The organism is Billgrantia lactosivorans (assembly GCF_003254665.1).
In the GTDB taxonomy this organism is placed as follows: Bacteria; Pseudomonadota; Gammaproteobacteria; order Pseudomonadales; family Halomonadaceae; genus Halomonas; species Halomonas lactosivorans.
Map to the genome: position 1 here is coordinate 270,886 of NZ_QHGY01000003.1, position 26,607 is coordinate 297,492.

Below are 26,607 nucleotides of genomic sequence, written 5' to 3' on the forward strand. Positions count from 1 at the left end.
CGCTTCCTCCGGGCCCTCTGCGGCTCGGACCGCATGGCGGAAGGCCGCTCTTGGACGCGCTTCTGGAGCAGCAGCACGTTTCCTGCCGCCAGGGGGGGCGACGATAATCACTTGGCTCGACCATTGGTCGGTCCGTTGATCCTGCGCATGGGAAAAGCCATGCCCCAGTGCTAGGCTGAAACGCAAAGATACATAACGACACAGCCGTACGCACAGGGACAGCACATGATTAGGGAAGCCATCGAGACTCGTATGACGCTTCAGCCGCTTGACCGTCCAGCGCAGGTTATGCAGTGCCGTATACATCCACCACTATCTAGCTTCGCGAGTACGGTTACCGTCAAGCTGGCCGGTATCGACCCTAAGCGGACAGCCGGCAAAGGCAGCATGTATGTTCATCCTTGTTATGTGGCATGCGTGGTGACTGGTGCTATACGGTCTAATATGGTCATCTGTTATTAACAGGAGGCGGACAATGCCTAGTCCTGGAAACACGAAAATCACAGCGAAATTTATAATCGACGAAAATGAAGAAGGCCAATGAAAGTTAACTATCTCAACTATAACTCTTTCTCCCAGCGCGAACTAAAACCTTATGAGAAGCGGGCTCCCGACTTTTCTGGCCGGTTTGTTAGATGGTTCTTGGAGAACATATATCGACTGGAAGAAATTGATGCCGATGATGCCTGTGTGGATGATAAGCACGATAAGGGTGTAGACGCCATCTATGTCGACGATGTTTCCGAAACCGTCTATATAATTCAGGCGAAAACGAAGACTAAGGACGACGCTGAGTTTGGCGATACTGACATTAAAGAGTTCTACGGAACTCTCCAGCAATTCGACAGCAAAGAAAAAATTGACGAAGTTTATAACGAGACTAAAAACGATAGACTTAAGAAGACCATCGCCAGAACGCGCCTTTCCTCCAAGGTAAATAGCGGATACGACGTGCTCGGTGTTTTCATAAGCAATGCGCGAGCAAACGACGATGCAAAAGCAATTCTCGCCAAACTGGCAAAAATCGAACTCTTTGATGCGGATGCGATCGCTAATGAGTACGTCGATTTGGATGTAGATGGTGGTATAAAGGGCAGATATTATTTCGACGTTTCTGACTCTCATGTCATCGAATATGACGCCGGAGGGGCCGCTGCCCGACTGTTTTTGGCCCCAGCCCTCAATCTGCTCAAAATGAACGGAATCGCAGATGGAACTCTATTCGAGCAGAACGTTCGGCTGGCTCTTGGAAACACCAAGGTCAACAAAGGGCTGAGGCAGAGCATAAGGGAAAAAAGCGAGCACAAGAATTTTCCGCTGTATCACAACGGAATCAATGTGCTGTGCAAGGAGATAGTTTCCGAATCGGAGGAGCGTATCGAGGTTGAGGACTACGTTGTGGTCAACGGCGCACAAAGCCTATCTTCGTTGGCGTCTGAGAGGTCGAAGATCACAGATGATCTCAAAATTTTGGTGAAGCTAATAGAAACAAAGGATGACCTGGTTCTTTCCCAGCGGATTACCAAGAACAGCAACAACCAAAACGCGATAAAAGCGCGTGATTTAAAATCCAATCACAATATTCAGCGACGACTTAAAGCTGAAGTTAGTGTCATTAGCAATGACACTATTGCGTATGAGATTAAGCAAGGGGAGGCTAACAAGGGCAAGACAGTTCTTAAAAACGAGTCCGCCGGCCTGATTTTATTAGCGATGGATCTTGCACAACCATGGAGCTGTCACCAGAAATACAAGGTGATGGATGACCTTCACTCCAATATATTCGGTAGGCCTGAGGTCACTGGTGCGAGGATTGTAGGCTATTGGGAGTGCTTCAAGTCGGTTGAGTCGGCGCTTGATGCTATTGAGGATAAACATTTTGCTTATTACAATCTTACGAAATACTTCTTGGCCTATGCAGTTGTCAGTCTGATTAGAACGGAATCAAAGGGCGTGGCAATGTTAAATAATATGGAAGGGGTCATCAGGTCTGGACGGCAAACAGAGCTTTTCGACCTCTTTGGTTCCCTCGCGAAGTCACTTGCCTTCGATCTCAATGCTGAAATTGTAGACGAGGATGCGGAGTCGTTTGACTATAAGAATGAACTCAAAAGTCCGACTTGGTGCAAAAAGACTTCAGCAAGATTGGTCGCACAGTACTCTAAAGACGTAATGCGGAAAAAGGCTGATCCCATTAGTGCCCTTTGTTCGGACCTTGCGAGAGCAATTTGAGACACCTGCATTGGCCTAAAGGCTTATTTGGTCGAGCGAGGTTGATTTGAGCCCGGATCAAGCGCTGTATAACCAGTCGCGTCACTCGGACACACTAAAGTACGCCGGCGCGCTCTGGCGTTATACCAAGAAAGCCTAAAATGTCCGCTCATGGCCGATAGCCGACATCACCAGTAGTGGCGATATCGGCTTTTCTACAACCTTCCCAACCCACTCACCCTCACCACCTCTCTCGTCACCGCCTCATCCAGCATCCCGCGCCCCGTCTCTACCAGCGTGAGCCAGTCCCTTGCACGCGTGATGCCGGTGTAGACCAGCTCCAGCGTGAGGATGGGATTGGGGGTGTTGGCAGCCGCAGCACCACTTGATGCTGCGGCTCCCATCGCTTGAGCACCTACTCAGTGCCCGGCCGACTCTCCTCTGTCTCTACCTGCCCGCGCCGCTGCAACCAGCGCATCACCAGCCAGCACAGCGCGGCCCAGGCCGCTCCGGCGGTCCAGCCGGCAAGTACATCCGTCGGCCAATGCACGCCGAGGTAGACACGGCTCATGCCCACCAGCAGGGTGAGCAGTATCGCCATTATCAGCAGGTAGGCCTTCAGCCTCAGCGCCGGCTGTACCCGGATGAGCAGGGCGGCCAGGGTGAGGTAGGTGACGGCAGACATCATCGAATGGCCGCTGGGGAAGCTCGCGGTGTAGACCATGGCTTCATGCGGCACGAGGTCGGGCCGGGGGCGATCGAAGCCCATCTTCATCAGCGTGCTGAGCAGCATGCCGCCGGGCACCGCGACCGAGGCAAAGAGCGCCGCGCGATAATTCCGGGCGAGTACGAGGTAACCCAGGGCGCCCAGGGTGATCACGACCAGCACGCCGACACCGCCGAGCGCGGTAAAGTCTCGCCCCATTTCCTCGACCCAGCCCGGGCCGAGCGGATCGGTGTGATCGGCAGGATTGCGCAGGGAGAGCAGCAGGGTCTCGTCGATGCTCTGGGTCTCTCCCTCGATGACGGCATCGGCCAGCTCGATGAACCCCCAGACCCCGCCGGAAAGTACCGAGACGCACAGCAGCACTGCCAACTCGTAGCGGCCGAGCCGAGCCAGCAGGGAAAGGCCGTGGCGTCTCACATGTTCGATTTTTCTGTAGTGCTTCATTCGCAACTCCCTTGCTTTGATAACCATACATTTCGATTTCCAGGGCACCCCTTGGACTTTATTACAACTTCCCCAGTCCACTCACCCTGACCACCTCCCTCGTCACCGCGTCATCCAGCATCCCGCGGCCCGTCTCCACCAGCGTCAGCCAGTCCCGTGCGCGGGTGATGCCGGTGTAGACCAGTTCCCGGGTAAGGATGGGGTTGGGGGCGTCGGGGAGCAGCAGGGCGGTGTGGGTGAACTCCGAGCCTTGGGATTTGTGTACCGTCATGGCGAAGACGGTTTCCACCGCTTGCAGGCGGCTGGGCAGTACCCACTTGATGGCGCCGCTGCCGTCGCTGGCCGGAAAGGCGACGCGCAGCAGGGTGCGGCCGGGCGCTTCGCTGGCGCTGCGAGCTTCGGGCACGGCGAGGGTGATGCCGATATCGCCGTTCATCAGCCCCAGGCCGTAGTCGTTGCGGGTAACGAGCACCGGGCGGCCTTCGAACCAGCCCTGTTCCAGCTCCAGGTCGCTGGCCTGGAGCCAGCCGGCGCGACGCAGGGCGCGGCCGATGCGCGGGTTCAGCCCCTCGATTCCCCAGGGGCCTTTCCTCAGTGCGCACAGCAACTGGAAGTGGCCGTGGGCGGCGAGTATCTGGCGGGCCCAGTCGTCGTAGGGCTGGCGCGCTTCACCTTCGCCGAAGTAGGGCTGGGCGGGGCGCGCTGCCTGCATCACGTCCAGGTAGTGGGCGTAGCCGCGGGGCGGGGCGATGGGCTCGCCGCGGCGGTCGTGGCGGCCTTCGCCGCCGTTGATGAAACCGGCCGGGTTGCCGTTCACCACCAGGCGATCCAGCGCCGGGTCGTCGGCGTCCGCCAGGGCGAGGCGGGCGATGTCGGCGTAGCGTGGCTTTCCATCAGTGCCGAAGATTTCGCGTACCGCGCGTTTTTTCTCTTTTTGCCCATGCTCGGGTGCGAGCGGGCGGTTGACCGCTTCGGCGAGCTGGCCGATGCCGCTCTTGGCATCGAAGCGGTGGCTTACCCGCAGCATGGCGATGGCCTGGTCCAGCGGCTGGCCGCCTTCGTCCTGGTACTGTTCGGGAATCGGCGTGCCGGTCACCCGTTGCAGCCAGTCGCAGGTGGCCGGGGTGTAGTGGCCGCCTTCGGCGCGCTGGCACAGGTCGCCGAGCACGGCGCCGGCTTCCACCGAGGCGAGCTGGTCCTTGTCGCCGAGCAGGATCAGCCGCGCCCTGGGCGGCAGGGCGGTGAGCACGGCGGCCATCATCTCGATATCCACCATCGAGGCTTCGTCGATCACCAGGGCGTCCAGCGCCAGCGGGTTGCCGGCGTGGTGACGGAAGTGGCGGGTATCCGGCCGCGAGCCCAGCAGGCGGTGCAGCGTGGTCACTTCGGTGGGAATGCTGTCGCGCAGGGTCGGGATATCCACACCCTGTTGGCCCGCGGCGGCGGCCAGCTCCACCAGCGAAAGGCCCTGCACCTGCTTGGCGATGGATTCGTTGAGCCGGGCGGCGGCCTTGCCGGTGGGGGCGGCCAGGCGAATGCGCAGCGGGCGCGGGGCGGCGGAGCCAACTGGTGTGGTTTCGCCCAGGGCCAGCGCCTGCAGCAGGGCGAGCAGCTTGACCACGGTGGTGGTCTTGCCGGTGCCGGGGCCGCCGGTGATCACGGCGAAGCGCGAGCGGCTGGCCAGCGCACAGGCGGCCTGCTGCCAGTCGAGTTCATGCCCCGGGGTGAAGAGCGCGGCCAGCGCCCGGGCCAGGGTGACGGTATCGGTTTCTGTATCGGTGGTGGCAGTAAGTCGGCTGCCGATCAGGCCGCGAATGTCCTGCTCGTACTGCCAGTAGCGGCGCAGGTAGAGCCGCACGTTGCCGTCGTGCTCGCTGCGCACCAGCGGGGTGTTTCCCGGTGGTTCGTTGCCGTCCGCCACCAGGGCAGGGTGGTGCAGGGCAGCGTGCCAGGTGGCGAGTTCCAGCTCGGCCAATAGGTCGCTGGGCAGCGGCGGCGGGTCGCTGAGGTCGTCGCCTTCCGGCGGCAGCGAGAGCGCCAGGTCGGGGGCGGCCAGGGTCTGGGCGAGATCGAGGCACACGTGGCCGCGGCCGAGCTGATGGCTGGCCAGCGCCGCGGCGAGCAGCAGCAGGGGTGGGGCGTCGCTCACCTCGCGCTGGAAGAAGCTCGCCAGCGCCCGGTCCAGCGCGCGCAGCCAGCCGCGTTCCACCCAGCGGTCGAGCAGGGCGAACAATGCCTGAGTATCGTGGCGCGCGGCTTGTACATTGCCCTGCGCGGTCTGGTTCGGTTCCGGCTCGGCTTGGGGCGGTTCAGGTTCGGCGCCCTCGTCGGCTGCCTGGCGGCTGCCTGCTGGTTCCTCACCGAGATCGGCGAACAGGTCCGGGGTGGCGTCGTCGTGGTGCTTGCTGCGCTTGCTCATGCCGGCGCCTCCGTGGTGGTGCGGGTGCCTACCGCTCGGGCGTCGCCCTGGAACAGCGCGTCCAGCGCTTCGATCAGCTCCCGCGGGGGGCGCTCGGCGTGGACGCCGCGGCTCTCCGCATTGGCGCCCCGGAGAAAGACCGTGAGCGAGCCGCCGATATGCCGGTCGTAGTCGTAGCCCGGCAGGCGCGCCTTGAGCAGCCGGTGCAGGGCCAGCAGGTAGAGCGCGTACTGCAGGTCGTAGCGCTTGGCGGCCACCGCCTGGCGCATGGCCTCCCGGCTGTAGGCGCTGTCGTCCGGCCCCAGGTGGTTCGATTTCCAGTCGGCCACGTAATAGCGGCCCTCATGCTCGAACACCAGGTCGATGAAGCCCTTGAGCATGCCGTTGAGGGTGTCGGCATCCAGCGCGGGGCGGGGCAGGCCGGCACCCGAGCCGTTATCCGGGCTTGCCAGTGTGTAAGCACTTACGAGGGCGTCCAGCCGGCGAGTGTCGACCTGGCGCGAGGCGAACCAGAACTCCATCTCCACCTGGTAGCTCGTCAGCGCTTCGAGCCTGAGGCGGCCCGCGCCGTTGGGCAGCGGCAGCGGGGCGGCGAGCAGGGTGCCGAACCAGGCGTGCAGCGTGTTCAGCCACGGCTGCCAGCCGCGCACCTGGCAGCGCCGGGCCAGGGTTTCCTCGCGCAGGGCGGGGTCGCGGGCCACGCGGGCGAAGCCGTGCTCGCCGGCCCATTCGAGAATGCCGTGAAGGAAGGTGCCAGGGCCTGGGCCTCTCGGAAACCTGTGTAGCGAGGGTAGCGGTTCGCCCTGGCCGCTGTCGCGGGGTTCCTCCAACACTTCCAGCGCGGTGGCTTCCATGGCGGTGGCGGGCTCCGGCAGGCTGCCGCTTCGCTGCGCTTCGCTGTCGTGGGGTTTGACAGGTAAGTCAGCCCTTACTGGGGCGCTGGCCGATACGACGGTGACAGTCTCGCCGGAGAGGCGCAGCGCCGAGTAGCTGGCGATCCACCAGTGCTCGCGGGCGGGGCGCGTTGGAATGCGCGCTTCGCCGAGGGCGTCGTCGCGCTCGGTCTGGGTGACGATCTGGGCGTGGGCCGGCGGCGCCGGGGCGATCTCGATGGCGGCGCAGTCGCCCTTGAGTCGTGCGAGTGCGCTGTCGAATCCTGACGGGCTCAGCGCTTCGCCGTTGGCCAGCAGTTGGCCGATGGCGCTGCCTTCGCCGCCCTTGAGCGGGGCCATGCCGAGCCAGGTGGCGTGGCGAGCGCGGGTCAGCGCCACGTAGAGCTTGCGCAAGTCCTCGCCCAGGCGCTCGCGGTCGACGGTGGCCAGGGTCTGCTCGTCGGCTTCCAGGCTGATGCGCAGGCGGCCCTCGGCGTCGTGCCAGCGCAGCGGCGAGTCGTCCTTCTTCGTCGGGCGGTGGTTGCAGATGAAGGGCAGGAACACCAGCGGGTACTCCAGCCCCTTGGACTTGTGAATGGTGATGACCTGCACCAGGTCGGCGTCGCTCTCCAGGCGCAGCTTGTGGGTATCGCCATGGCCTTCGGGGTTGGCGATGGCCTCGGCGAGAAAGCGGATCAGCGCGTGTTCGCCGTCTAGCTCCTGGCTGGCGTGCTGCAAGAGTTCACCCAGGTGCAGCAGATCCGTCAGGAAGCGCTCACCCTCGCTGGCGGGTCCGCCGGCAAGCAGCCGCTGCGCCACGTCGAAGTCGTGGATGATCTTGCGCACCAGTGGCAGCACGCCCTGGCGCTGCCACAGCCGGTGGTAGTCGCGGAACTGCAGCACGCGGCCTTCCCAGGCCAGCTCGTCTTCGTTCAAGCGATCCAGCGTGGCGATATCGAGCCCCAGCACCGGGGTGGCCAGGGCAGTACGCAACAGCCTGTCGTCGTCGGGTGCCGCACAGGCGCGCAGCCAGGCGTCGAGCTGGGGGGCGACGAGCGAGGCGAACACCTTGTCCTTGTCGGAGAGGTAGACGCTCTTCACCCCGCGCCGGGCCAGCGCCTGGCGGATCGAGCGCGCCTCGCCCAGGCCGTTGACCAGCACCGCCATGTCGGAGGGCTTGAGCGGCTTGAGCGTTCCCTCCTCTTGAAAACCGGCACTGCCGCTTAGCCCCTCGTTGAGCAGCTCCACCATGGTGGAGGCGCAGCGCTCGGCCATCTCCTGCTGGTAGGCGGTCTTGGAGAGCGGTTCGTCGCACTCGAGCTGCCACAGGGTCATGGCCGGCAGCGGCTGGCCCTGGCGGGTGAGTGAGTCCTTGCGGCCTTTCGCTCCCACAGGCAGGAAGGGAACAGGGTTCCCCTCGGGCGAGTTGAACAGGAAGGCGCCGGGCGGGTGCGCCTCGGCGAATGCGAAGCAGCGGTTCACCGCCTCGACCATCTCGCGGCTGGAGCGGAAGTTGGTGCCCAGGGTGACGTGGCGGCCTTGGGTGTCGCGGCGGGCGCGCAGGTAGGTATGGATGTCGGCGCCGCGGAAGGCGTAGATCGCCTGCTTGGGGTCGCCGATCAGAAACACACCGCACTCGGGGCGATTCTCGCGGATGCGGTAGACGCAGTCGAAGATGCGGTACTGCACCGGGTCGGTGTCCTGGAACTCGTCGACCAGGGCGACCGGGAACTGCCGGCGGATCTGTGCGCCCAGCGCCTCGCAGTTGGGGCCGGCCAGCGCCCGGTCGAGATGGGTGAGCAGCTCGTTGGGGCCCATCTCGGCGCGGCGTTCCTGCTCGCGGTCGAGCCGCGCCCGGCACCAGTGCACGGCGTGGGTGAGCAGGTCCGCGTAGGGATCGGGCAGGGCGTTGAGTTCATCCTGGAGCTTTTCCAGCGCAGCCAGCGCCGGGTGATCCGGCGGCTCGCCCTTGAGCCAGATATCGGCCATGCCCTGGGGCGTGAGGCGCTTCCAGGCGGCGTCGGTCAGGCCGGGCCAGGTGGCCTCCCCTTGGCACCATTCACGCAGGGCGCCGAGCCAGTTGGCGCGGCTCCTGGCGTTGAAGCTCTGGCCCTTGAAGGCCTTGTGCTGGGCGGCCTCCTCGAACAGCGCTTCGCACTCGTCCACCCACTGGGGCCAGGGGGCCTTGAGCTGGGCCAGGCGCTCGGCGGTCTCGCGCTGGGCATTGGCGACTGTTTCGGCCGGGGGTGGGGCGTGCTTGTTCAGTGCCTCGGCTTCGGGCATCAGGCCGCGCACGGCGGCGTGGAGCTGCTCGGGCGTGCTCCAGTGGCGCACCACCGTGGCCAGCTCGTCTAGGTTGAGCGGGTAGTAGAAGCTGCGCCAGTAGTCGCGCACCACCTCGAGCTCCAGCTCGGTCTGGTCGTTTTCCAGGTCGAGCGAGAACAGGCTGCCGCTGTCGAAGGCGTGCTCGCGCAGCATGCGGTAGCACCAGCTGTGGATGGTGGAGACGGCGGCTTCGTCCATCCATTCGGCGGCGAGCTGCAGGCGCCGGGCGCAGGCGGGCCAGGTGGCGGGGTCATACTGGTCGCGTAATTGAAGAAGAAGACCGTCGCCCTCGGCTCCTTCCGCCGGTTGTAGAAAAACATCCGCCGCCTCGACCAGCCGCGCGCGAATCCGCTCGCGCAGCTCCTGGGTGGCGGCGTTGGTAAAGGTGACGACGAGGATCTCGGGCGGCGTGAGCGGGCGCTCGAAGGCGGCAGCGTCGTCGGCCGAGCGGGCGCCGAGCACCAGGCGCACGTAGAGCAGGGCGATGGTGAAGGTCTTGCCGGTGCCGGCGCTGGCTTCGATCAGGCGGCTGCCGTGGAGCGGAAACGCCAATGGGTCCAGCTGCGTGATCTCGCTCATGCCTCGTTCCCCGCCCGGTGAGTCCCTGTCTCCGGCCAATGGTGCCGGAAAACGCCGAGGCGATAAACGTTTCCGGGCCCCATGACGCCGGACCATCGTGGGTAGCGCCAGGCGGCACGCACTGCGTTACCATGGAAGCAGGCTGGCAACCTGGATGAGGATGCGTCGATGAGAGTTCTTGTTGCGCTGCTGCTGGTGCTGTTCAGCGGTACCGCCCTGGCCGTGGCGGAAGGCGAGCGGATCAGGGCCTGGACCCTGGAGGATCAGTTCGGCGATGACGTGCTGATCGCCCCCGACACGCGCCTGCTGCTGGTCGCCAGCAGCCGCAAGGCGGCCGACGTGGCGAACGAGGCGTTGGAGGCGCTACCCGAGGGCTTCCTCGAGTCGCAAGCTGCGCTCTACGTGGCCGACGTGTCGCGCATGCCGAAGATGATCACGCGCATGGTGATGGTGCCGGCAATGCGCTCGGCCCACTACCGGGTGCTGCTCGACTACGACAGCCGGGTCGCCCCGGAGCGTCTCGGCGACGACGACGTGCTGTGGCTGGGGCTGGAGGGGCTGACGGTCAACGAGCGCCGCACCTTCGATTCTGCCGCGGCGCTGCGCCAGGCGCTGGAGGCGCTGCCGCAATGAACGTGCTCGTCCCCGTTCTGATCGTGCTGCTCACCGTGATCGGCATGGAGCTGTTCGCCTGGTTTGCGCACAAGTACATCATGCACGGCTGGGGGTGGGGCTGGCATCGCTCGCACCATGAGCCACCCGATTCCCCCGAGCGGCGCGGCTGGTTCGAGAAGAACGATCTCTACGCCGTGGCCTTCGCCAGCATCGCCATCGTGCTGATCGCGTTGGGTACCGCGGGCCGGTATCCGCTGCAATGGATCGGTGCCGGCATGACCGCCTACGGTTTTCTCTACTTCGTCGCCCACGACGGCCTGGTGCATCAGCGCTGGCCGTTTCGCTACGTGCCGCGGCGCGGCTACCTCAAGCGACTCTACCAGGCCCACCTGATGCACCATGCGGTGCGCGGCCGCGATGGCTGCGTGTCGTTCGGCTTCCTGTTCGCCCCGCCGGTGTCGCGGCTCAAGCGCCAGCTGCGCGAGCGCCATGACGGGCCGCTGGCGAGAGAGGGCGCTGCCACAGCGTCGGCGGACGCGGCGCGGGCGTCTCGCGGCGGGAGCTGAGCGCCATGGCCGCGCCGCGAGCCAGCAGGCGCAGCTTTTCTCCCTTGCCGGTCGAGACCCGGCCGTCCCAGGCGTGAGGGCCGCGGGCCTTCACCTTCATCCCGATTTGGCGATAGACCCCGTGCGCCGTGGCGATGGCCCAGGCCGAGCGCAGCGGGAGCGCGCCCAGCCCGCCGCGGGCGGAGCGGTAGTAGGGCTCGGCGCTCTCCACCAGGCGCGCCGCCAGGTGCGCCAGGGCGGGGCGATACTCCGCCGCGGCCAGGCTGTGCTCGGGAATGCCCGCCTCGCGCAGCCACTGGGCGGGCAGGTAGCAGCGGCCCATGGCGGCATCCTCGACGATGTCGCGTGCGATGTTGGTCAACTGGAAGGCCAGGCCCAGGTCGCAGGCGCGGTCCAGGGTCGCCTCCTCGTCGGCGCCCATGATCCGCGCCATCATGATGCCCACCACGCCGGCCACCCCGTAGCAGTAGCGCAGGGTGTCGTCGAGCGTCTCGTAGCGCGTGCCCCGTACGTCCATGGCGAAGCCCTCCAGGTGCTCCAGCGGGTAGCGCTCGGGAATGGCGTGGCGCTGCACCACGTCCTGAAAGGCGGCGAAGGCCGGTTCGGCCATCGGCTCCCCGGCGTAGGCGCGGCGAGTCAGCTCGCGCAGCTCGTCCAGCCGCCGCTCGCCGTTCTGCTGCGCGCCGGGGGAGCTGGCGAACCCCAGGGTCTGACCATCGATCACGTCGTCGCAGTGGCGGCACCAGGCATAGAGCATGACCGCGCTGCGGCGGGTGTCGGGGTCGAACAGCCTGGCAGCGGTGGCGAAGCTCTTCGAGCCGGCCTGGATGGTCTGGGCGGCGTGATCGACGACGGCCTGGTTCATGGCTGCTCCAGCATCAGCCTGGCCGTCGCCTTGGCCGACCCGATCACCCCCGGTACGCCGGCGCCCGGGTGGGTGCCGGCGCCGACCAGGTAGAGGTTGTCGATGCGGTCGTCGCGGTTGTGCGGGCGAAACCAGGCGCTCTGGGTGAGGATCGGCTCCAGCGAGAAGGCCGAACCGAGATGCGCGTTGAGCTCGTCGCGGAAGTCTTCCGGCGTGAAGTGGCGGCAGGTGACCAGGTGCTCGCGAAGCCCCGGCATGTAGTGGCGCTCGAGATAGTCGAGAATGCGATCGCGGTAGCGCGGCCCCTCCCGCGCCCAGTCGATGGGCGCATTGCCCAGGTGGGGTACCGGCGCCAGCACGTAGTGGGCACTGCCGCCGGGCGGGGCGAGCGAGGGGTCGGTGACGCAGGGGGCGTGCAGGTAGAGCGAGAAGTCGTCGGCCAGGGTTCCGGCCTTGAAGATCTCGTCGATCAGCTCGCGATAGCGTGGGCCGAAACAGACGGTGTGGTGGGCCATCCCCGCCGGGGGCGGCATGTCGAGGCCGAAGTAGATCACGAACAGCGACATGCTGAAGCGCTTGCGCCCGAGCCGCCTGGCCTCGCCGACGCCCCGCGGGTGGCCGCGCAGCAGGTGCCCGTAGGTGTGCATCACGTCGGCATTCGAGGCCAGCGCATCGATCTCGAAGCGGCGACCGTCGTCAAGCAGGACGGCGCTGACCCGCTCCTGTTCGACCTCGATGTGGTCCACGCTGGCGTTGAGTTCGAGCGTGCCGCCGAGCTCCTCGAACAGCCTGACCATCCCCTGCACCAGCGCACCGGTGCCGCCGCGCGGGAACCACACCCCCCATTCGCGCTCGAGGGCGTGGATCAAGGTGTAGATCGACGAGGTGGCAAAGGGATTGCCGCCCACCAGCAGCGAGTGGAAGGAGAGCGCCTGGCGCAGGTGCTCGTCCCGGACGAAGCGCGCCACCTGAGCGTGGACGCTGCGCCACGCCTGCAGCCGGGCGAGCTGCGGCCCGGCGCGGGCCATGTCGCGAAAATTCAGGAACGGCACCGCCCCGAGCTTGAGGTAGCCCTCTTCGAACACGGCGCGGGAGTAGGCCAGGAAGCGCCGGTAGCCCGCCACATCGGCAGGCCGGCGCTGGGCGATCTGCCGCTCCAGTTCGGCCTGGTCGTTGACGTAGTCGAAGGCGGGCGCGTTTTCCCAGCACAGGCGGTAGAAGGGCGCGACCGGCAGCAGCTCGACGTAGTCCGCCATCCTCCGGCCGGCCAGGGCGAACAGCTCCTCCAGCGCGGTGGGGTCGGTGATCACCGTGGGGCCGGCGTCGAAGGTGAAGCCTGCTTCCTGGTAGACGTAGGCGCGCCCACCGGGCTTGTCGCGCTTCTCCAGCAGTGTGGTCTGCATGCCGCCGGCCTGCAGGCGAATGGCCAGTGCCAGGCCGCCGAAGCCGGCGCCGATGACCACGGCACGTCGAGGAGTCGTCATTGCGGGGTCCTGATCAGATGAGGTGAGCCGAGCCGTGCGGCACGCAGTGCCTCGCCCATGGGCACCGGTGGCTTGCCTGAGACGATGCGCAGCTTGTCCAGGGCGGTGAGGCGCCCGGCGTAGAAGCGCTGTATCAGCGGTGCCGGCAGGCCGTAGAAGCGTTGCATGACCTGCCAGCGCCGCTCGGGGCGGCCGGCGAGGAACAGCATGCGGTTGAGCAGGCGGAAATAGCCCTGGCGCCGCCACTCTGCCAGCGCGAGCCGATGGATGGCGTCGAACAGGGCCGGTGCGCTCAGGTCGTCGAGGCCGGCGATGTGGTCCGCCAGGCGCACGGCATGGGGCAGCGAATAGCCGGTGGTGGGGTGGAACAGCCCCGCCCGCAGGCCGCTGCGTGGTTGCTGCTGGGCCTCGTGCCAGAAGGCCTCGATGTCGCCGGCCAGGGTGATCGGCAGCACGCCGCGCTCCTCGCGGATGACGGTGTCGACGGTCCAGCCATTGGCCTGCGCATAGGCGCTGATGTTGTCGCGCAGGCGCCGCGGCTCGACCCGGCCCTGTTCGACCTGGCCGGCGTCGACATAGTGCGTGTCCTCGATCAGCAGGGTGTCGGCGGAAAAGGGCAGCACGTAGACGAAGCGGTAACCGTCGCCCTGGGCGACCGTGGCATCCATCAGGATGGGCGCCTCGAGCCCGTGGGGGCGGGCAAGCTGCAGTTCGCGGCCGAGAAAGGCCTGGTAGCCCAGCGCCAGGTGGGCGCTCGGCGCCACGCCGCGGCCGTCGATGACCGCGCCGGCGTGCAGGGTGCGGCCGTCGCTCAGCCGTACCTGGGTAGGGCCGAGCTTCGCCACCCGCGCCTTGACCCGCAGGGCATCGCCGAGCGAGGCGCGCAGCAGGGCGGCGAAGTCCTCCGAGAAGATGCTGGCGTAGCCGCTCGGCAGCATGCGCCGCCGCTGGGGGAAACGTACCTCGTGGCGCGGCCAGCGGCAGCCCACCAGCGGTTCGACCCAGGCCCACTGCGCGGGGCTGAGGTCATCGTCGTGGAACGACCAGGTATGGTTGCCCCCGGGCGAGGCCGCCTGCTCCAGCACCAGCAGGTCGAGCTCGGGGCGGGTCTGCTTGAGCCGCAGGGCAATCAGGCCGTTGGCCAGGCCGCCCCCCACCAGGATCAGGTCGTGGCGTGCACTCATGCGGTGAAGGCCTCCTCGACGATGTCCGCCGCTCGGAGGCAGCCGCCGGCCGCCTCGACCTCGGCGCCGAGACGCGCCAGGGCGGGGGCGAAGGCGTTCCCCGCCAGCAGGGTGGCCAGCTTGGCGCGCAGCGAGCGACGGCCGTCGAGACGCGGCGAGGCGCGCAACCCCACGCCGGCATGCACGACGCGAGCGGCCACGCCGGGCTGGTCGAAGGCGAGCGGCAGCACCAGCATCGGCGTGCGGGTCGCCAGGGCGTCCATCACCGTGTTGAGTCCGCCATGGGTGATCACCGCATCGGCGCGGGACAGTACCGCCCGCTGCGGGAAACTGGCCGCCACCTGGCTCGCGCCCGCGTGACGCAGCGTCTCCTCCTGGCGGCGGTCCAGGCCGCCGCAGTGCGCCACCAGCAGCTCGACGTCAAGCGGCTGGCAGGCCCGCACGATGCGTCGAAACAGCTCGAAGCGATGGCCCTGCAGCGTTCCCAGCGAGGCGAAGACCAGCGGGCGACGGCGCGTTGCCTCCGGCTCCGGTGTCAACGCCCGGGGTTCCAGCGACCGGGGCTCCCACGTCTGGGGGTCGGCCGGGCGCAGCGGCCCGACATGGTGAAAATGCGCGGGCAGGCGACGCGGCAGCTCGAATCCTGCCACCGTCTGGCTGATCTGGGCACGTGGCGAGAGGCATTCGTGCAGGCCCTCCCGCGCGGCGAGGCCGAGCCGCCTGGCGTGCCGGGCCACGGTGCGCCGATGCTCGCGCATCAGCAGGTCGTAGACCCGCTCGCTGGCGCTGTAGCGCTGTACGTCGCGCCGCTGCCGGCCGTAGGCGAAGGGCATGACCGGCAGCGGCAGGCCCGCTTCGCGATTGACCGGCAGGGCGCAGGCCACGGAGACGAAGGGCCGCCCGCCGGCCTCGGCCACTAGGCCGCCGGCGGCCTCCATCTGGTCGCAGAGCAGGGCATCGATGCCGAGGGCATCGAGGGCCGAGGGCAGCTCACGGCACAGCATGTCGGTGGTGCGGCTCATGTCGGCGATCAGCCGGTGCAGCCCCAGCGGGCCGCCGGGGCGGGCCGCCAGGCGCAGGGTGCGTGCCAGCGAGCCGGGCGGATGGCTGGCGTGGCCCAGGGGGTGGAAGGCTAGCCGAGCTGAGTCGAGCCAGCGGGCGGCCTCCGGCTGGTGCAGGAAGGTGACGCGGTGGCCGCGCTCGGCCAGCGCTTCCGCCAGTGCCTGCAGGGCGCCAAAGTGGCTGGGCAAGGGCGGTGCGACGACACCGATATGGTGTGCCATGTCAGGCCGGCGCTGCGTCAAGCGGTGACAGCGGGGCGTGGCGTAGCTCGGCCAGGTTAGCGCTGCCGGTGCAGAAGCAGGCGATGCGCAGCTGCTCGATGACGACCTGGAAGTGCTCGACCACGGCTTCGGTCGACTGCGTGGCGCTGTGCAGTACCGCGGCCGCCTGCGCCACCAGGTCGGCCCCCAGGCGGATCGCCTTGGCGACCTCGACGCCGTTGCGGATGCCGCCCGAGGCGATCAGCGGCGTATCCGGCAGCGCCCGGCGCACGCTCACCAGCGCCTCGGCCGTGGGAATGCCCCAGTCGGCGAAGGCCATTGCCACCCGGCGTGCGCTCTCGCTGCTGGCGCGCTCGCCTTCCACCCTGGCCCAACTGGTGCCGCCGGCGCCCGCCACGTCGATGGCCGCCACGCCGGCCGCCAGCAGGGATTGCGCCACCGGCGCCGAGATGCCGGCGCCCACCTCCTTCGCCACTACCGGCACGCCGAGTGCCCCGGCCAGCCTTTCAATGGCCTGCAGCACGCCGCGCCAGTCGCGGTCGCCACCGGCCTGCACGGCCTCCTGCAGCGGATTGAGATGCACGATCATCGCATCGGCACCGATCATCTCCACGGCGCGCCTGGCCCAGTCGATCCCCTGGGGCTCGAGCAGTTGCGATGCGCCGATGTTGCCGAGCAGCGGGATGCTGGGGGCGATGCGCCGCAGCTCGCGCGTCAGGCCATGGTCGGCGCCGGACTGCAGGGCGACACGCTGCGAACCCACGCCCAGGGCGATCCCCAGGGCTTCGGCCGCCTCCGCGAGGTGATGGTTGATCGCTGCCGCCCGGGTGGCGCCGCCGGTCATGGAGCTGATCAACAGCGGGGCGCGTAGCGGTTTGCCGAACCAGGTCGTGCCGAGATCGATGGCATCCAGGTCGATTTCCGGCAGGGCGCAGTGGCGGAAGCGATAGCGCGACAGGCCGGTCGTGACGGGAGCAGCGCCCGGCTCCATGCCCAGCACGATGTTCAGGTGATCGTTCTTGCGGTGGACCAGGTCATCTTCGGCCATGAGAAGCCTCCCGGGAGGGCGAAGTGCCGAGCCGGAGCGACGGCTCGAGGCACGGACTATAGTACTAGCATATAGTCCTTGTGAAACCCTTGTATAAGATTCTAGTCTAATAGCGCTACGCGTCAACCAGCCGTATTCACGCCCTTGGCCTGTAGCTCGTCCCTGGCTGGCGCCTGAAGGAGAGAAGCGCGATGAACCTACCCGTGCCACGAATCGACGGCCTTTCCCACGAGCCTGATGAGTTCGACGCGCTTCGAGATCGCCTTGTCGGGCGGCTCGAGGCGCTGCTGCCCACGGCCGAGGGCGAAGAGGATCCGGTGGGGCTCGCCATGCGGGCGTGCCTGCTCTCGCCGGGAAAGCGCATCCGGCCCATGCTGCTGGTGCTGGCCGGGCAGGGCCTGGGCGGCGATTCCGCGGCGCTGCTTGACCTGGGATGCGCCACGGAAATGGTCCATGGCGCTTCGCTGATCCTCGACGACCTGCCCTGCATGGACGACGCCCAGCTACGCCGCGGCCAGCCGACCATCCACCGCCAGTTCGGCGAGGATGTGGCGGTGCTTGCCGCCGTGGCGCTGCTGACCGAAGCCTTTCGCCTGGTGGCCTCGACACCCGGCGTACCGGCCGAGGCGCGTGCGCAGCTGGTCGGCAGGCTGGCCGAGGCGACAGGCATGCGGGGCCTGGTGAAGGGGCAGTATCGTGACCTGCACGCCGGCGCCCGCGGGGATTCGGCGCAGGCCGTGGCGACCACCAATGCGCTCAAGACGGGGGCGCTGTTCGAAGCCGCCATGCACATGGCGGCTGTCGTCGGCGAGGCGGACGAGCTCGCCGCTGCCGAGCTGGGCCGCTTCGCCCAGGCATTGGGCCAGGCCTTTCAGCACTACGACGATCTCATCGACGAGAGCGGCGGCGCTGGCAAGGATGCGGGGCAGGATCGAGACAAGACGACGTTGATCGCCCTGCTCGGGGCGGAGACGGTGCGGCGGCAACTAGGCAGCCAGCTGGAGCAGGCCGAGCGGCATCTGGCGGCGGTCTTCCGGCCCGAGCAGCCGATACGCCGCTACGTTCAGGCGCTTTCCGCCTGGCTCATGAGCGCCACCTGATGGAGCGGGTCACGCGCTTTGCCCTTTCACCGCTTGATGCACCGGGGCGAGCAGCCGCTCGGTGAGTTCGGCGAAGCCGAGCCTGTCCCGGCGGGCATCAAAGAGCGCGGTGAAGCTCGGCCAGCGGTGGGCGAGGTAGGCGTTGCGACCCGCCTCGCCGGCATTGAAGGCGTCGCCATCGTAGGCGCTGGCGGCGGCGTGCCAGGCGTCGCTGTCGCGCTCGCTGTCGGGCGTTCCCAGCTTGCTCAGCCACACGAAGGCGGTGTCGCAGGCCAGCGGCAACGGCATCCGCATGCCGGCCTGCCAGGCACGGACGATCTCGCGCAGCTGCATCCGGGCGGCTTCCGGGTCGAGGGGCGGCAGGGTGACGTGGCCGGCCTTGGAGAGCAGGCGCGTGGTCATGGGCCTGTCGTTCAGGTGGCCGGCCAGGTGCGCGACCCAGTGGCGCAGGATGTGCGACCAGCGGTACTTGCCCTTCTTGACCAGGCTGCTGCTGGCGAGCACTAGGCGGCAGCGCTCGCCCGATTCACTCTCGCGCAGCTCGTCGAGCCAGTCTTCGATGGACGGGGCGCCGGGCACGTCGAGCAGCACCGGCTCGGGCTCCTCGATGGCGCGGGGCCAGGCTTCCAGGGCTTCCTCGTAGGCCTCGAACAGCGCCTCCATCGGTTCGCTGAGCTGTGCGCGCATGCGCTCGCCGAAGGCACCCATGGCCAGTACGCCTTGGCCCTGCAACCGGTCCAGGGTGTCGAGCAGTACTGGCTGGCGCTCACGGCCTTCGTCCACGGCGCGGCGCTGCTCGCGGATCAGCAGGTCCTGCAGCTGCCAGTTGGCGAGGCCGTCCAGGTCGAAGGGTTCGTGATCGAGGCTGACGATGTCCTCGCGCTCCAGGAAGACCTTGAGCCGGGTGGTGAAGAAGGCGCGGGCCGGGTCGCGCAGGAAATTGCCCAGTTGCGCCAGCGTCAGCGGGGAATCCTGCGTGAATTCCTCGAGCTCGGGAGGCGCCGCTGGCGGGGGCGCTTCACCATGCACCTCGCGCCACTCGTGGGCGAAGGTGAACAGCCGCTGGGCGGCGACGCTGCGCTCGGCCTGCTGCGCCGTGGTGGGAAAGTAGGTGCGGCTGAACGGCTGCAGCGGGTGCTCGGTGGTAAGGGCGTCGAGCAGGTCGCTGCCATCGCTTGTGCGCCAGCCGGCCTGGAGATGATCGCGCAGCTGGCCGACCAGCACCGAGGGCGGCTTTTCGCTGTTGTCGACGATGCTGCGGCCCACCCAGCTCACGTAGAGCTGCTCGCGGGCGGAGAGCAGCGCCTCGAGGAACAGGTAGCGGTCGTCCTCGCGGCGCGAGCGGTCGCCGGGGCGGTAGTCCCCGTTCATCAGGTCGAAGTCCATCGGCGGCTGGCTGCGCGGATAGTCGCCGTCGTTCATGCCCAGCAGGCACACCCGCTTGAAGGGAATGGCGCGCATCGGCATCAGGGTGGCGAAGTTCACCGCCCCGGCCAGGAAGCGCTGCGACAGGCTCGGCTCGTCGACCTGGGCCAGCCAGTGCTCGCGCACCACCGAGAGCGGCAGGTCGCGGGCAAGCCCGGCCTCCTCGGCGCTCTCCTGCCACGCCTGCAGCGCCTGTTCGAGCTGGGCCAGCATCAGGCTGTCTTCCGGTGCTTCCGCCAGAAAGCTCGCCTCCAGCAGGGTGCGCAGGCGTGCTACCCAGCCGGTCACGTCGGTGGGCTCGCGCAGGCGGCGCCACTGTTGCTCCAGGGTATCCAGCAGCGCGGCCAGCGGGCCGGCCAGCGCCGCCTCCAGCCCGCCGATGTCGTCGAAGGGTTCGATGCCCTGCCACGGGCCGCTGGCGGCCTCGCCCACGGCATAGCCGAGCAGCAGACGGCGCAGGCCGAAGGCCCAGGTGTTCTGCTCCATGCCGGCGGGCAGGTCGAGGCTGCCGCGCTGGCCGGCGTCGAGCCCCCAGCGGATGCCGGCGCCCTCGATCCAGCGGCGCAGGGTGGGCACGTCCTGCTCGTCGATGCCGAAGCGCGCGCGCAGGGCGGGCACGTCGAGCAGGTCGAGCAGGTCGCTCACCGAGAGTCGCAGCTCCGGCAGGCGCAGCAGTTTCTCCAGCGCGATCAGCAGCGGCAGGCGGTGGCGGCTGCCCTGGTCGGAGAGGGTGAAGGGGATATGGCGCGGGTCGTCGCGCTCCAGTTGTCCGAAGACCGCCTGAATGTGCGGGGCATAGTGGTCGATATCCGGCACCATCACGATCACGTCGCGGGGCTTGAGAGTCGGGTCGGCGCTGAAGGCGGCGAGCAGCTGGTCGTGGAGGATCTCGACCTCGCGCTGGGGGCTGTGGGCGGCGTGGAAGACGAGGGAGTCGTCGCGGCTCGGGTCCACCGCCGGCCAGGTGTCGCGGGTCTCGTGCAGCGGGCGCAGCTCGCGGATGTCGTCCTGCAACTGCTGCAGCAGCCGGCCGTCGCCTTCGCGCACGAAGGGCTCGAACAGGTCGATGCGCAGCGAGTCGGCCTTGAACAGGGACTCGTACTGCTGGGCGTCGTCGTGCTCGTCGAGCAGGCGCAGGTAGTCGCGGCCCTGCTTGCCCCAGGCGGCGAGCAGCGGCTGGGCGTGCAGGTGCAAGGCGCTCTCGCCTTCCCCATCGCCGAGCACGTCGAGCCGCTCCGGCATGCCTGCCTTGCGTCGCTGGCGGTAGCGCCGGGCACGGAGCAGGTCCTTGTGCTCGATGATGTCGGCCCAGTAGTGCTGGCAGGGGTTGTGCACGCACAGCACCACCTGGCAGCAGCGGGCGATGGCGGCCAGCGCCTCCAGCGCCTGCTGCGGCAGCGAGGAGATGCCGAACACCATCACCCGGCGGGGCAGGCCCGGGGGGCACTCGTTGCTGCGAAGCTCGCGGGCGGCGGCGAGAAAACGCCGGTGCACCATGGCGCGGCTGGAGGCCACGCCGTCGTCGCCCACGTCCTCGGCAACGCTGTTCACCACGGCCCGCCACAGGGCGGGCTGCCAGCGCTGGGTGTCGTCGATGGGACGGGCCTCGCCGCGGGCGGAGATCAGCACGTCCTCGCCGCGGGACCAGGCCTCGAGCCAGTCGGCGCGGTACACCTGGTACTGGTCGAGCAGGTCGGCCAGGCGCTCGGCGAGCTGGTGATGCTTGCGCAGGTCGCTGTCGCCCTCGAGGAAGCGGCGCAGCGGGGCGAACTCGTCGCGCGGCATCCGCTCCGGCAGCAGGCGCAGCAGGCGCCACAGCAGGCGCGACTTGTCGAAGGGCGAGGTGGCCGGCACCGCATTGGGGTCGCCTTCCACGTGGTTGAGCACCGCGCGGTAGGCCTGCCACAGGAAGCGCGCCGGCAGGGTGACGTCCAGCGCGGCGGCGATGCCGCTGCCGCCGTCGGCCTCGTCGGCGGCCAGCGCCAGCTTCATCCACTGGCCGATGCCGTTGCTCTGCACCAGGATCGTCTCGTTCTCCAGCGGCGCCAGCGGGTGGCGCTTCATCCACTCCACCGCCACGCCGCGCAGGTCCTCCAGGCGATTGCCGTGAACGACCATGAAGCCGGGGGTGAGGGCATTCTCCTGGGGGGCGGCGAACGGCATGGCGGGTCCTTGCTGCAAACTTAAATACAGTTTTGCAGTTTTACAGGTTTACGCTTTTACAGTCATGCGCTTCCAAGCCGAGACGCCTATACGGATAGGCGCTTGTCTGGCCGAAAACTCTGAGGCATGGTCTGGAGATCGTGCGTTGCACTTCTTCATCAAGGACGGCCATGGCCTATGACCTCAGCGAACGCCTGGTAATCGGGCTGGCATCCAGCGCCCTGTTCGATCTGGCCGAGTCCGACCGGGTCTTCCGCGAGCAGGGGGAGGCGTCCTATCGCATTTACCAGCGCGAAAACGAAAACACGCCACTCGGCACCGGCGTTGCTTTTCCCTTCATCAAGCGCCTGCTGTCATTGAACGAGCTGAGCCCGGACAATCCGCCCATCGAGGTGGTGCTGCTATCGCGCAACGATCCGGAAACCGGTCTGCGCGTCATGAAATCGATCGAGCACCATGAGCTGGGCATCACGCGGGCGATCTTCCTGCAGGGTCGCTATCCCCACCGCTTCATTCCGGCTTTGAATATCAGCCTCTTTCTGTCGGCCAATCGCCAGGATGTCGATCAGGCAATACTGGCGGGGCACCCGGCGGGGCAGGTGCTGTCGTCAGGCGATCTCGATCTGACCGACGAAGAGGAGCTGCGCATCGCCTTCGACTTCGATGGCGTGCTGGTCACCGACGAGTCCGAAACCATCTACCAGCAGCAGGGGATCGAGGCGTTTCGCGAATACGAACGGGCCAATGCCCAGGTGCCTTCCGAGGCGGGTTTGCTTGCCGTTTTCCTGCGCAAGCTGGCCCATATCCAGATGCTCGAGAAGCAGCGCGAAGAGGATACGCAGGGCGCCTATCGTCCCAAAGTTAGAGTTTCAATAGTGACGGCCCGCAATGCGCCGGCCCATGAGCGGGTCATCCATACCATGCGCAGTTGGGGTGTGACGGTCAACGAGGCCTATTTCCTCGGCGGCATCGCCAAGGAGCATGTCCTCGGCATCATCAAGCCGCATATTTTCTTCGACGATCAGGCGTCTCACCTTTCGGCCACTAGCGATATTCTGCCCTCAGTGCATGTACCGTTCGGGCAGCTAAACCAGGGAGTGGGTGCCAATCCTGGAGTCGCCACTCGGCCTGGCCATTCATCGCTGGAAGAGGATCATACATGAGCGACTATCTGCTGGAAGAGTTACCGCTGAGCAATGGGGCCATCTATCGCCTGTTCTGCGGGACGATCTGCCCGCGCCCCATCGCCTGGGTGTCGACGCACGATCGCGACGGCAACACCAACCTGGCGCCGTTCTCCTTCTTCAACGTGGTGAGTGTGGCGCCGCCGGTGCTGGGTTTCTCGCCGCTGCTCAATGGCGAAGGGCAGCCCAAGGACACCATCCGCAACCTGGAGCAGGTACCGGAGTGCGTGGTGCACATCAGCGGCGAGGCGCTGGTCAATGAACTGAATGCCACCAGTGCCAGCTTGCCGGCGGGAGAGGACGAGTTCGCCCTGGCCGGCCTGGAGAAGGTCGCCATGCCGGGGCTGTCGGTGCCGCGGGTGGCGGCGGCGCCGGTGGCCTTCGGCTGCCGGCTGCGCGAGATCATGCGCTTCGGCGACCGGCCCATGGCGGGCTGCCTGGTGCTGGCCGAGGTCGTGTCGATCCACATCGACGACGCGGTCTGGAACGGCCGTCACGTGAGCGTCGAGGCGCTCAAGCCCATCGGGCGCATGGCGGGCAGCGACTACGCTCGCACCAGCGACCTGTTCGGGCTGGAACGGCCCGCCTGAGGCAACGCGCTGGGGTGAGAGATAATCTCTCCTTCGATGTATTAACGGCTATCCTGCTGAAAGTGGCATCACGGAACGGCGGTGCCTTCTCTTGTCACTTCTGCAGGCCGATTGCCGGCACCGGTCTCTACACGCTTGACGATGCAGGAACGCATCCCGTGGCGCCTCGGCAGGGGAGGTCACGGTCACGACGAAAGGGAATTCATGAAACAGCGTCCCTCTCCCCAGCCTCCTCGCCATTGGCAGGATCTCTGGCGGCACTCCGTCTCGGCGTTGGCGACCCTGATCAGAACCGGCGAGGTCTCGAGCCGCGAAGTCGTCGATGCGCATCTGGCACGGATCGAGGCCGTCAATCCCACGCTGAATGCCATCACCGTCACGCTGCACCAGTCGGCCCGCAAGGCGGCGGACGCGGCCGACGCCCAGCGCAAGAAGCAGCAAAAGGGCGGTCTGCCGCCACTTCATGGGGTGCCGTTTACCGTCAAGGAGAATATCGATTGTCTCGGTACCCCGACGACCTTCGGCCTGGCAGCGAACGCCAATGCATTGGCCCAGCAGGATGCGCCGGTGGTCGAGCGCTTGCGTGCTGCCGGCGCCATCCCCATCGGGCGCACCAATATGCCGGAAATGGGACTGCGGGTCTCCACCAGCAACCCCTTCAGGGGGCTTACGCGCAACCCGTGGAATGCCCAGTTGACCGCGGGAGGCAGCAGCGGAGGAGAAGGCTCGGCAGTGGCATCCGGCATGTCGCCGCTTGGTATCGGCAATGACATCGGCGGATCCTTGAGAAACCCGGCGTTTTGCTGCGGTGTCGCCGCCTTGAAGCCGACCCAGGGACGGGTTCCCTTCGGTGGGGCCGGCGATGGTTTCCTGAGCGCCCAACTGATGCTAACCGAAGGTCCCATCGCCCGCCGCGTTGAGGATCTCAGGCTGGTGCTGGAGCAGGTCCACGGGCAGCATCTGCGTGACCCTCGTTCGGTCACGGTGGCGCTGGAAGGCCCGCGAGTCCCGCGACGGGTGGCCATGGTGACAGCACTGCCCGGCACTGTTGTCGAACCGGCCATTGCTGCCGGTGTGTGGTCGGCCGGCGAGACGCTTGCCGCCGCGGGCTATCAGGTGGAGGAGGCGGTGCCGCCGGAGATCGAGCTGATCAATCACCTGTGGGCACAATTCCAGATGTCCGACCTGAGCCTCACGGCCGATTCGCTGCGCCCGTCGCTCAGTGACGAGGCGGCCATGCTCATGGATGCCCTGATCGTCAGGGTCGACCCTTCGCTGGTACACGCCACGCTGCATCAGGAGCGTTCGCGTCTTGGCCGCGCCTGGTCGGCATTCTTTGCGCAATATCCCATCGTGTTGGGACCCGTCTGGCCTTCGGCGCCTTTCGTGCACGACGCCGATGTGGCGTCGCCCGCCGGCAGCGAGCTGATGCTGGACATGCAATGGTTCGTGACCCCCGGCAATCTGCTCGGCTTCCCCGCTGTCGTGTTGCCGACCCGGCCGATCGACAACGCACCGATGACTGTCCAGCTGTATGCCGACCGCTTTCGCGACGACCTGGTGCTCGAGGCTGGCGAGGTCATCGAGGCGGCATTTGGTGCCAGCACGCCAGTCGACCCGTTTGTCGCTTCCTGACTGTGGGACGGGGAGCGTTGTCGATCAGCGCCAGGCGCGACGCCGGGCTAAACCCGCGCGATGCGTCAGTCACTTGGCCCTTCTGCATGCAAGCGTCGCCAGCGCTGTGGCGTCATGCCCAGCCGGCGGTGGAAATGGCGGGTGAAGTGCGACTGGTCGTAGAAGCCGCAGTCGTGGGCGATACGCGAGAGCGGCGCGTTGCCGGCGAGCATCATCTCGCAGGCACGGGCCAGGCGCCGGCGCGTCACGTAGGCCAGGGGCGGTTCGCCGAAGGTCAGCTTGAAGGCATGCGAGAAGTGGCTGAGGCTGAGGCGCGCTTCGGCGGCCATCTCCTTGACGCGGATCGTCTCGTCCAGGTTCGCGTCGACGAAGGCGACGACGCGCCGGATCTGCCAGCCGACGAGACCGCCATGCACGCTTGGCTCCGGCAGGGGATTCGTGGCTGCCTGGGTCAGCAGCCTCAGGGCCTGGACCAGGCTGGCACGGGCCGCCTCCTGGTCCCTGGGCAAGGCGGCTTCGGCTTCGTCGAGCAATTGGGCCAGTCGCCGACGCACCTCGGGCACGAGGCCCGGGGGACGGGGCATCCTGGTCAAAAGCGGCGTCATCGCATCGCCACCGAAAGCGCAAGCGCCCTGGGGCGGCTGGAGATCCCTGTCGCTCTGAGGGCTGGGTCCTGGTCAATGAACGATAAGAGTATAGGTCAACGGCAGCGCTCCCTGGCGAACGCGAGCGCGGTGAAATTTCTCCTCCTACAGTGACGCGGATGCCTAGGCACCCGCGTCGAGACGAGCTGAGGCGAATAATCAGTTCGGGTGATAGTCGTACTCCCGCCGATTGAGATAGCCGTCGCGGTTGCGGTCGAGTTCCCAGAACGCGTCGGATAGCGAGGCGCCGATGGTTTCGGCTTGGGACAGCAGTCCGTCGCGGTCGGTATCGAGCTGGTCGAAGTGACGCTTGATCAAGGGTGCCTCCATGCTGCCGCTACGGGTCATCATGGGTTCCTCCTCGGGGGAGGGGCGATCGGCTAGCGCCGTACTCGGGACGAGCGCCAGGGCAAGCAGGAGTGCAAGGGTGCGAAGTCTCATGGTGGCGACCTCCTGTCATGTGTCAGGGACGGGGACGAGCCGCGGTGCAGCTCATCGTAGACATGATGGGAGGTCGAGGGCGGCAGGGCTTGCCCGGGCGTGCGGTGCTTTGCACGTTTCTGCTGTGCGATGGGGGCGGCCCGGCACGGCCCGAGCGTCCACGCTTGGCGGACGGGTTCACAGCTCGCCGGTGAGCTTCTTCTCCACCAGATCGAGGCGATCCTGACCCCAGAACGGCTCTCCCTCGACGTCGTACCACGGGACACCGAAGCAGCCGGCGGCGATGGCCTGCTCGCAGGCCTCGTCGAGGCGCCGCTGGCCAGGCTCCGTCTCCGACTCCTCGAGCAGTGCCCGGCCATCCAGGCCGCAGGCGTCGGCAATCGCCTCCAGCGTGGCGAGGTCGGCGATATCGCGCTCTTCGGCCCAGCAGGCCCGCAGGATGGCCAGCGACAGCGCGGCGATGTCGTGGCCCCGGGCCTTGGCGGTCAGCGCCAGGCGCGCCGCGGGGCGATCGTCGGCGGGGAAGAACTTCGGCTCCACGTTGAGCGGAATGCCCAGCAGGCGCGGCCAGCGCCGCAGCTCCACCAGGCGGTAGGCCTGGCGCTCCGGGGCTCGCTTGGGTAGCGGCAGGCCGCCCGTGCGGGGGAAGACCGCACTGACCGTGACCGGCACGTAATCGACGCTGGCGCCGTGGCGGGCGGCGATTTCGCCGAGGCGGGCGTGGCCCAGGTAGGTCCAGGGCGAGACCAGGCTGTGGTAGTAGGTGATGCGCTTGGGCATGGGGGCTCCTCGCTTCCGTTTCG

Annotated in this window: 19 protein-coding genes; 7 read left to right on the plus strand and 12 right to left on the minus strand. The window is 67.1% G+C overall.

What is annotated here, in order from left to right; genetic code table 11:
- Positions 1 to 540: 540 nt before the first annotated feature.
- The gene (locus DIS04_RS09720; protein ID WP_111413561.1) at positions 541 to 2,232 is read left to right on the plus strand and encodes an AIPR family protein; all 1,692 of its coding nucleotides are present in this window, start codon (positions 541 to 543) and stop codon (positions 2,230 to 2,232) included.
- Positions 2,233 to 2,626: 394 nt separating this feature from the next.
- Here the strand turns inward: DIS04_RS09720 and DIS04_RS09730 are convergent, their stop codons facing one another.
- The 3 genes from DIS04_RS09730 to recB form a co-directional block, all read right to left on the minus strand.
- The gene (locus DIS04_RS09730) at positions 2,627 to 3,382 is read right to left on the minus strand and encodes a phosphatase PAP2 family protein (RefSeq protein WP_111413563.1); all 756 of its coding nucleotides are present in this window, start codon (positions 3,380 to 3,382) and stop codon (positions 2,627 to 2,629) included.
- A gap of 61 nt (positions 3,383 to 3,443) precedes the next feature.
- The gene (recD, locus tag DIS04_RS09735) at positions 3,444 to 5,801 is read right to left on the minus strand and encodes an exodeoxyribonuclease V subunit alpha (RefSeq protein ID WP_111413564.1); all 2,358 of its coding nucleotides are present in this window, start codon (positions 5,799 to 5,801) and stop codon (positions 3,444 to 3,446) included.
- Positions 5,798 to 9,577 (minus strand): exodeoxyribonuclease V subunit beta, encoded by a 3,780-nt coding sequence (gene recB, locus DIS04_RS09740; protein WP_111413565.1) that lies wholly within the window; start codon positions 9,575 to 9,577, stop codon positions 5,798 to 5,800. Before recB ends, recD begins: the two co-directional genes overlap by 4 nt.
- 168 nt (positions 9,578 to 9,745) lie before the next feature.
- Here recB and DIS04_RS09745 point away from each other — a divergent pair, with 168 nt between their 5' ends.
- Positions 9,746 to 10,210 (plus strand): hypothetical protein, encoded by a 465-nt coding sequence (locus DIS04_RS09745; RefSeq protein ID WP_111413566.1) that lies wholly within the window; start codon positions 9,746 to 9,748, stop codon positions 10,208 to 10,210.
- The gene (locus DIS04_RS09750; protein ID WP_111413567.1) at positions 10,207 to 10,758 is read left to right on the plus strand and encodes a sterol desaturase family protein; all 552 of its coding nucleotides are present in this window, start codon (positions 10,207 to 10,209) and stop codon (positions 10,756 to 10,758) included. Before DIS04_RS09745 ends, DIS04_RS09750 begins: the two co-directional genes overlap by 4 nt.
- Here DIS04_RS09750 and crtB read toward each other — a convergent pair.
- From crtB to fni, 5 genes are read right to left on the minus strand one after another with little or no spacing between them, the layout of a single operon-like run.
- The gene (gene crtB / locus DIS04_RS09755; protein ID WP_111413568.1) at positions 10,658 to 11,623 is read right to left on the minus strand and encodes a 15-cis-phytoene synthase CrtB; all 966 of its coding nucleotides are present in this window, start codon (positions 11,621 to 11,623) and stop codon (positions 10,658 to 10,660) included. The genes DIS04_RS09750 and crtB overlap by 101 nt on opposite strands.
- Positions 11,620 to 13,107: a phytoene desaturase gene (locus DIS04_RS09760; protein WP_111413569.1), complete on the minus strand. Its 1,488-nt coding sequence runs from the start codon at positions 13,105 to 13,107 to the stop codon at positions 11,620 to 11,622. The genes crtB and DIS04_RS09760 overlap by 4 nt, the downstream gene beginning before the upstream one ends.
- Positions 13,104 to 14,291, minus strand: coding sequence for a lycopene beta-cyclase CrtY (gene crtY, locus DIS04_RS09765; RefSeq protein WP_111413570.1), 1,188 nt, complete (start codon positions 14,289 to 14,291; stop codon positions 13,104 to 13,106). The genes DIS04_RS09760 and crtY overlap by 4 nt, the downstream gene beginning before the upstream one ends.
- Positions 14,288 to 15,574 (minus strand): nucleotide disphospho-sugar-binding domain-containing protein, encoded by a 1,287-nt coding sequence (locus tag DIS04_RS09770; protein ID WP_111413571.1) that lies wholly within the window; start codon positions 15,572 to 15,574, stop codon positions 14,288 to 14,290. The genes crtY and DIS04_RS09770 overlap by 4 nt, the downstream gene beginning before the upstream one ends.
- A 1-nt stretch (position 15,575) precedes the next feature.
- Positions 15,576 to 16,622: a type 2 isopentenyl-diphosphate Delta-isomerase gene (fni, locus tag DIS04_RS09775; protein WP_111413572.1), complete on the minus strand. Its 1,047-nt coding sequence runs from the start codon at positions 16,620 to 16,622 to the stop codon at positions 15,576 to 15,578.
- A gap of 191 nt (positions 16,623 to 16,813) precedes the next feature.
- On the opposite strand from fni, the gene DIS04_RS09780 reads away from it, so the two are divergent.
- The gene (locus DIS04_RS09780; protein WP_111413573.1) at positions 16,814 to 17,722 is read left to right on the plus strand and encodes a polyprenyl synthetase family protein; all 909 of its coding nucleotides are present in this window, start codon (positions 16,814 to 16,816) and stop codon (positions 17,720 to 17,722) included.
- A 9-nt stretch (positions 17,723 to 17,731) separates the two neighbouring features.
- On the opposite strand, the gene recC is transcribed toward DIS04_RS09780, so the two are convergent.
- Positions 17,732 to 21,310: an exodeoxyribonuclease V subunit gamma gene (gene recC / locus DIS04_RS09785; RefSeq protein ID WP_111413574.1), complete on the minus strand. Its 3,579-nt coding sequence runs from the start codon at positions 21,308 to 21,310 to the stop codon at positions 17,732 to 17,734.
- A 170-nt stretch (positions 21,311 to 21,480) separates the two neighbouring features.
- Between recC and DIS04_RS09790 the strand changes: the two genes are divergently transcribed.
- From DIS04_RS09790 to DIS04_RS09800, 3 genes are all read left to right on the plus strand, one after another.
- Positions 21,481 to 22,473, plus strand: coding sequence for a 5'-nucleotidase (locus tag DIS04_RS09790; RefSeq protein WP_111413575.1), 993 nt, complete (start codon positions 21,481 to 21,483; stop codon positions 22,471 to 22,473).
- A complete protein-coding gene (locus DIS04_RS09795; RefSeq protein WP_111413576.1) occupies positions 22,470 to 23,084 on the plus strand; it encodes a flavin reductase family protein in 615 nt (204 codons plus the stop codon). Before DIS04_RS09790 ends, DIS04_RS09795 begins: the two co-directional genes overlap by 4 nt.
- A gap of 204 nt (positions 23,085 to 23,288) precedes the next feature.
- Entirely contained in the window at positions 23,289 to 24,719 is a 1,431-nt protein-coding gene (locus tag DIS04_RS09800; protein WP_162623043.1) for an amidase, read from the plus strand.
- Positions 24,720 to 24,784: 65 nt separating this feature from the next.
- Here the strand turns inward: DIS04_RS09800 and DIS04_RS09805 are convergent, their stop codons facing one another.
- From DIS04_RS09805 to DIS04_RS09815, 3 genes are all read right to left on the minus strand, one after another.
- Positions 24,785 to 25,303 (minus strand): helix-turn-helix domain-containing protein, encoded by a 519-nt coding sequence (locus DIS04_RS09805; protein ID WP_162623044.1) that lies wholly within the window; start codon positions 25,301 to 25,303, stop codon positions 24,785 to 24,787.
- Between the two features lie 219 nt (positions 25,304 to 25,522).
- Positions 25,523 to 25,804, minus strand: coding sequence for an EF-hand domain-containing protein (locus tag DIS04_RS09810; protein WP_111413718.1), 282 nt, complete (start codon positions 25,802 to 25,804; stop codon positions 25,523 to 25,525).
- Positions 25,805 to 25,981: 177 nt separating this feature from the next.
- Positions 25,982 to 26,584 carry a 2-hydroxychromene-2-carboxylate isomerase gene (locus DIS04_RS09815; RefSeq protein WP_111413579.1) on the minus strand — a complete coding sequence of 201 codons (603 nt, stop codon included), beginning with the start codon at positions 26,582 to 26,584 and terminating at the stop codon, positions 25,982 to 25,984.
- Between the last annotated feature and the right edge of the window lie 23 nt (positions 26,585 to 26,607).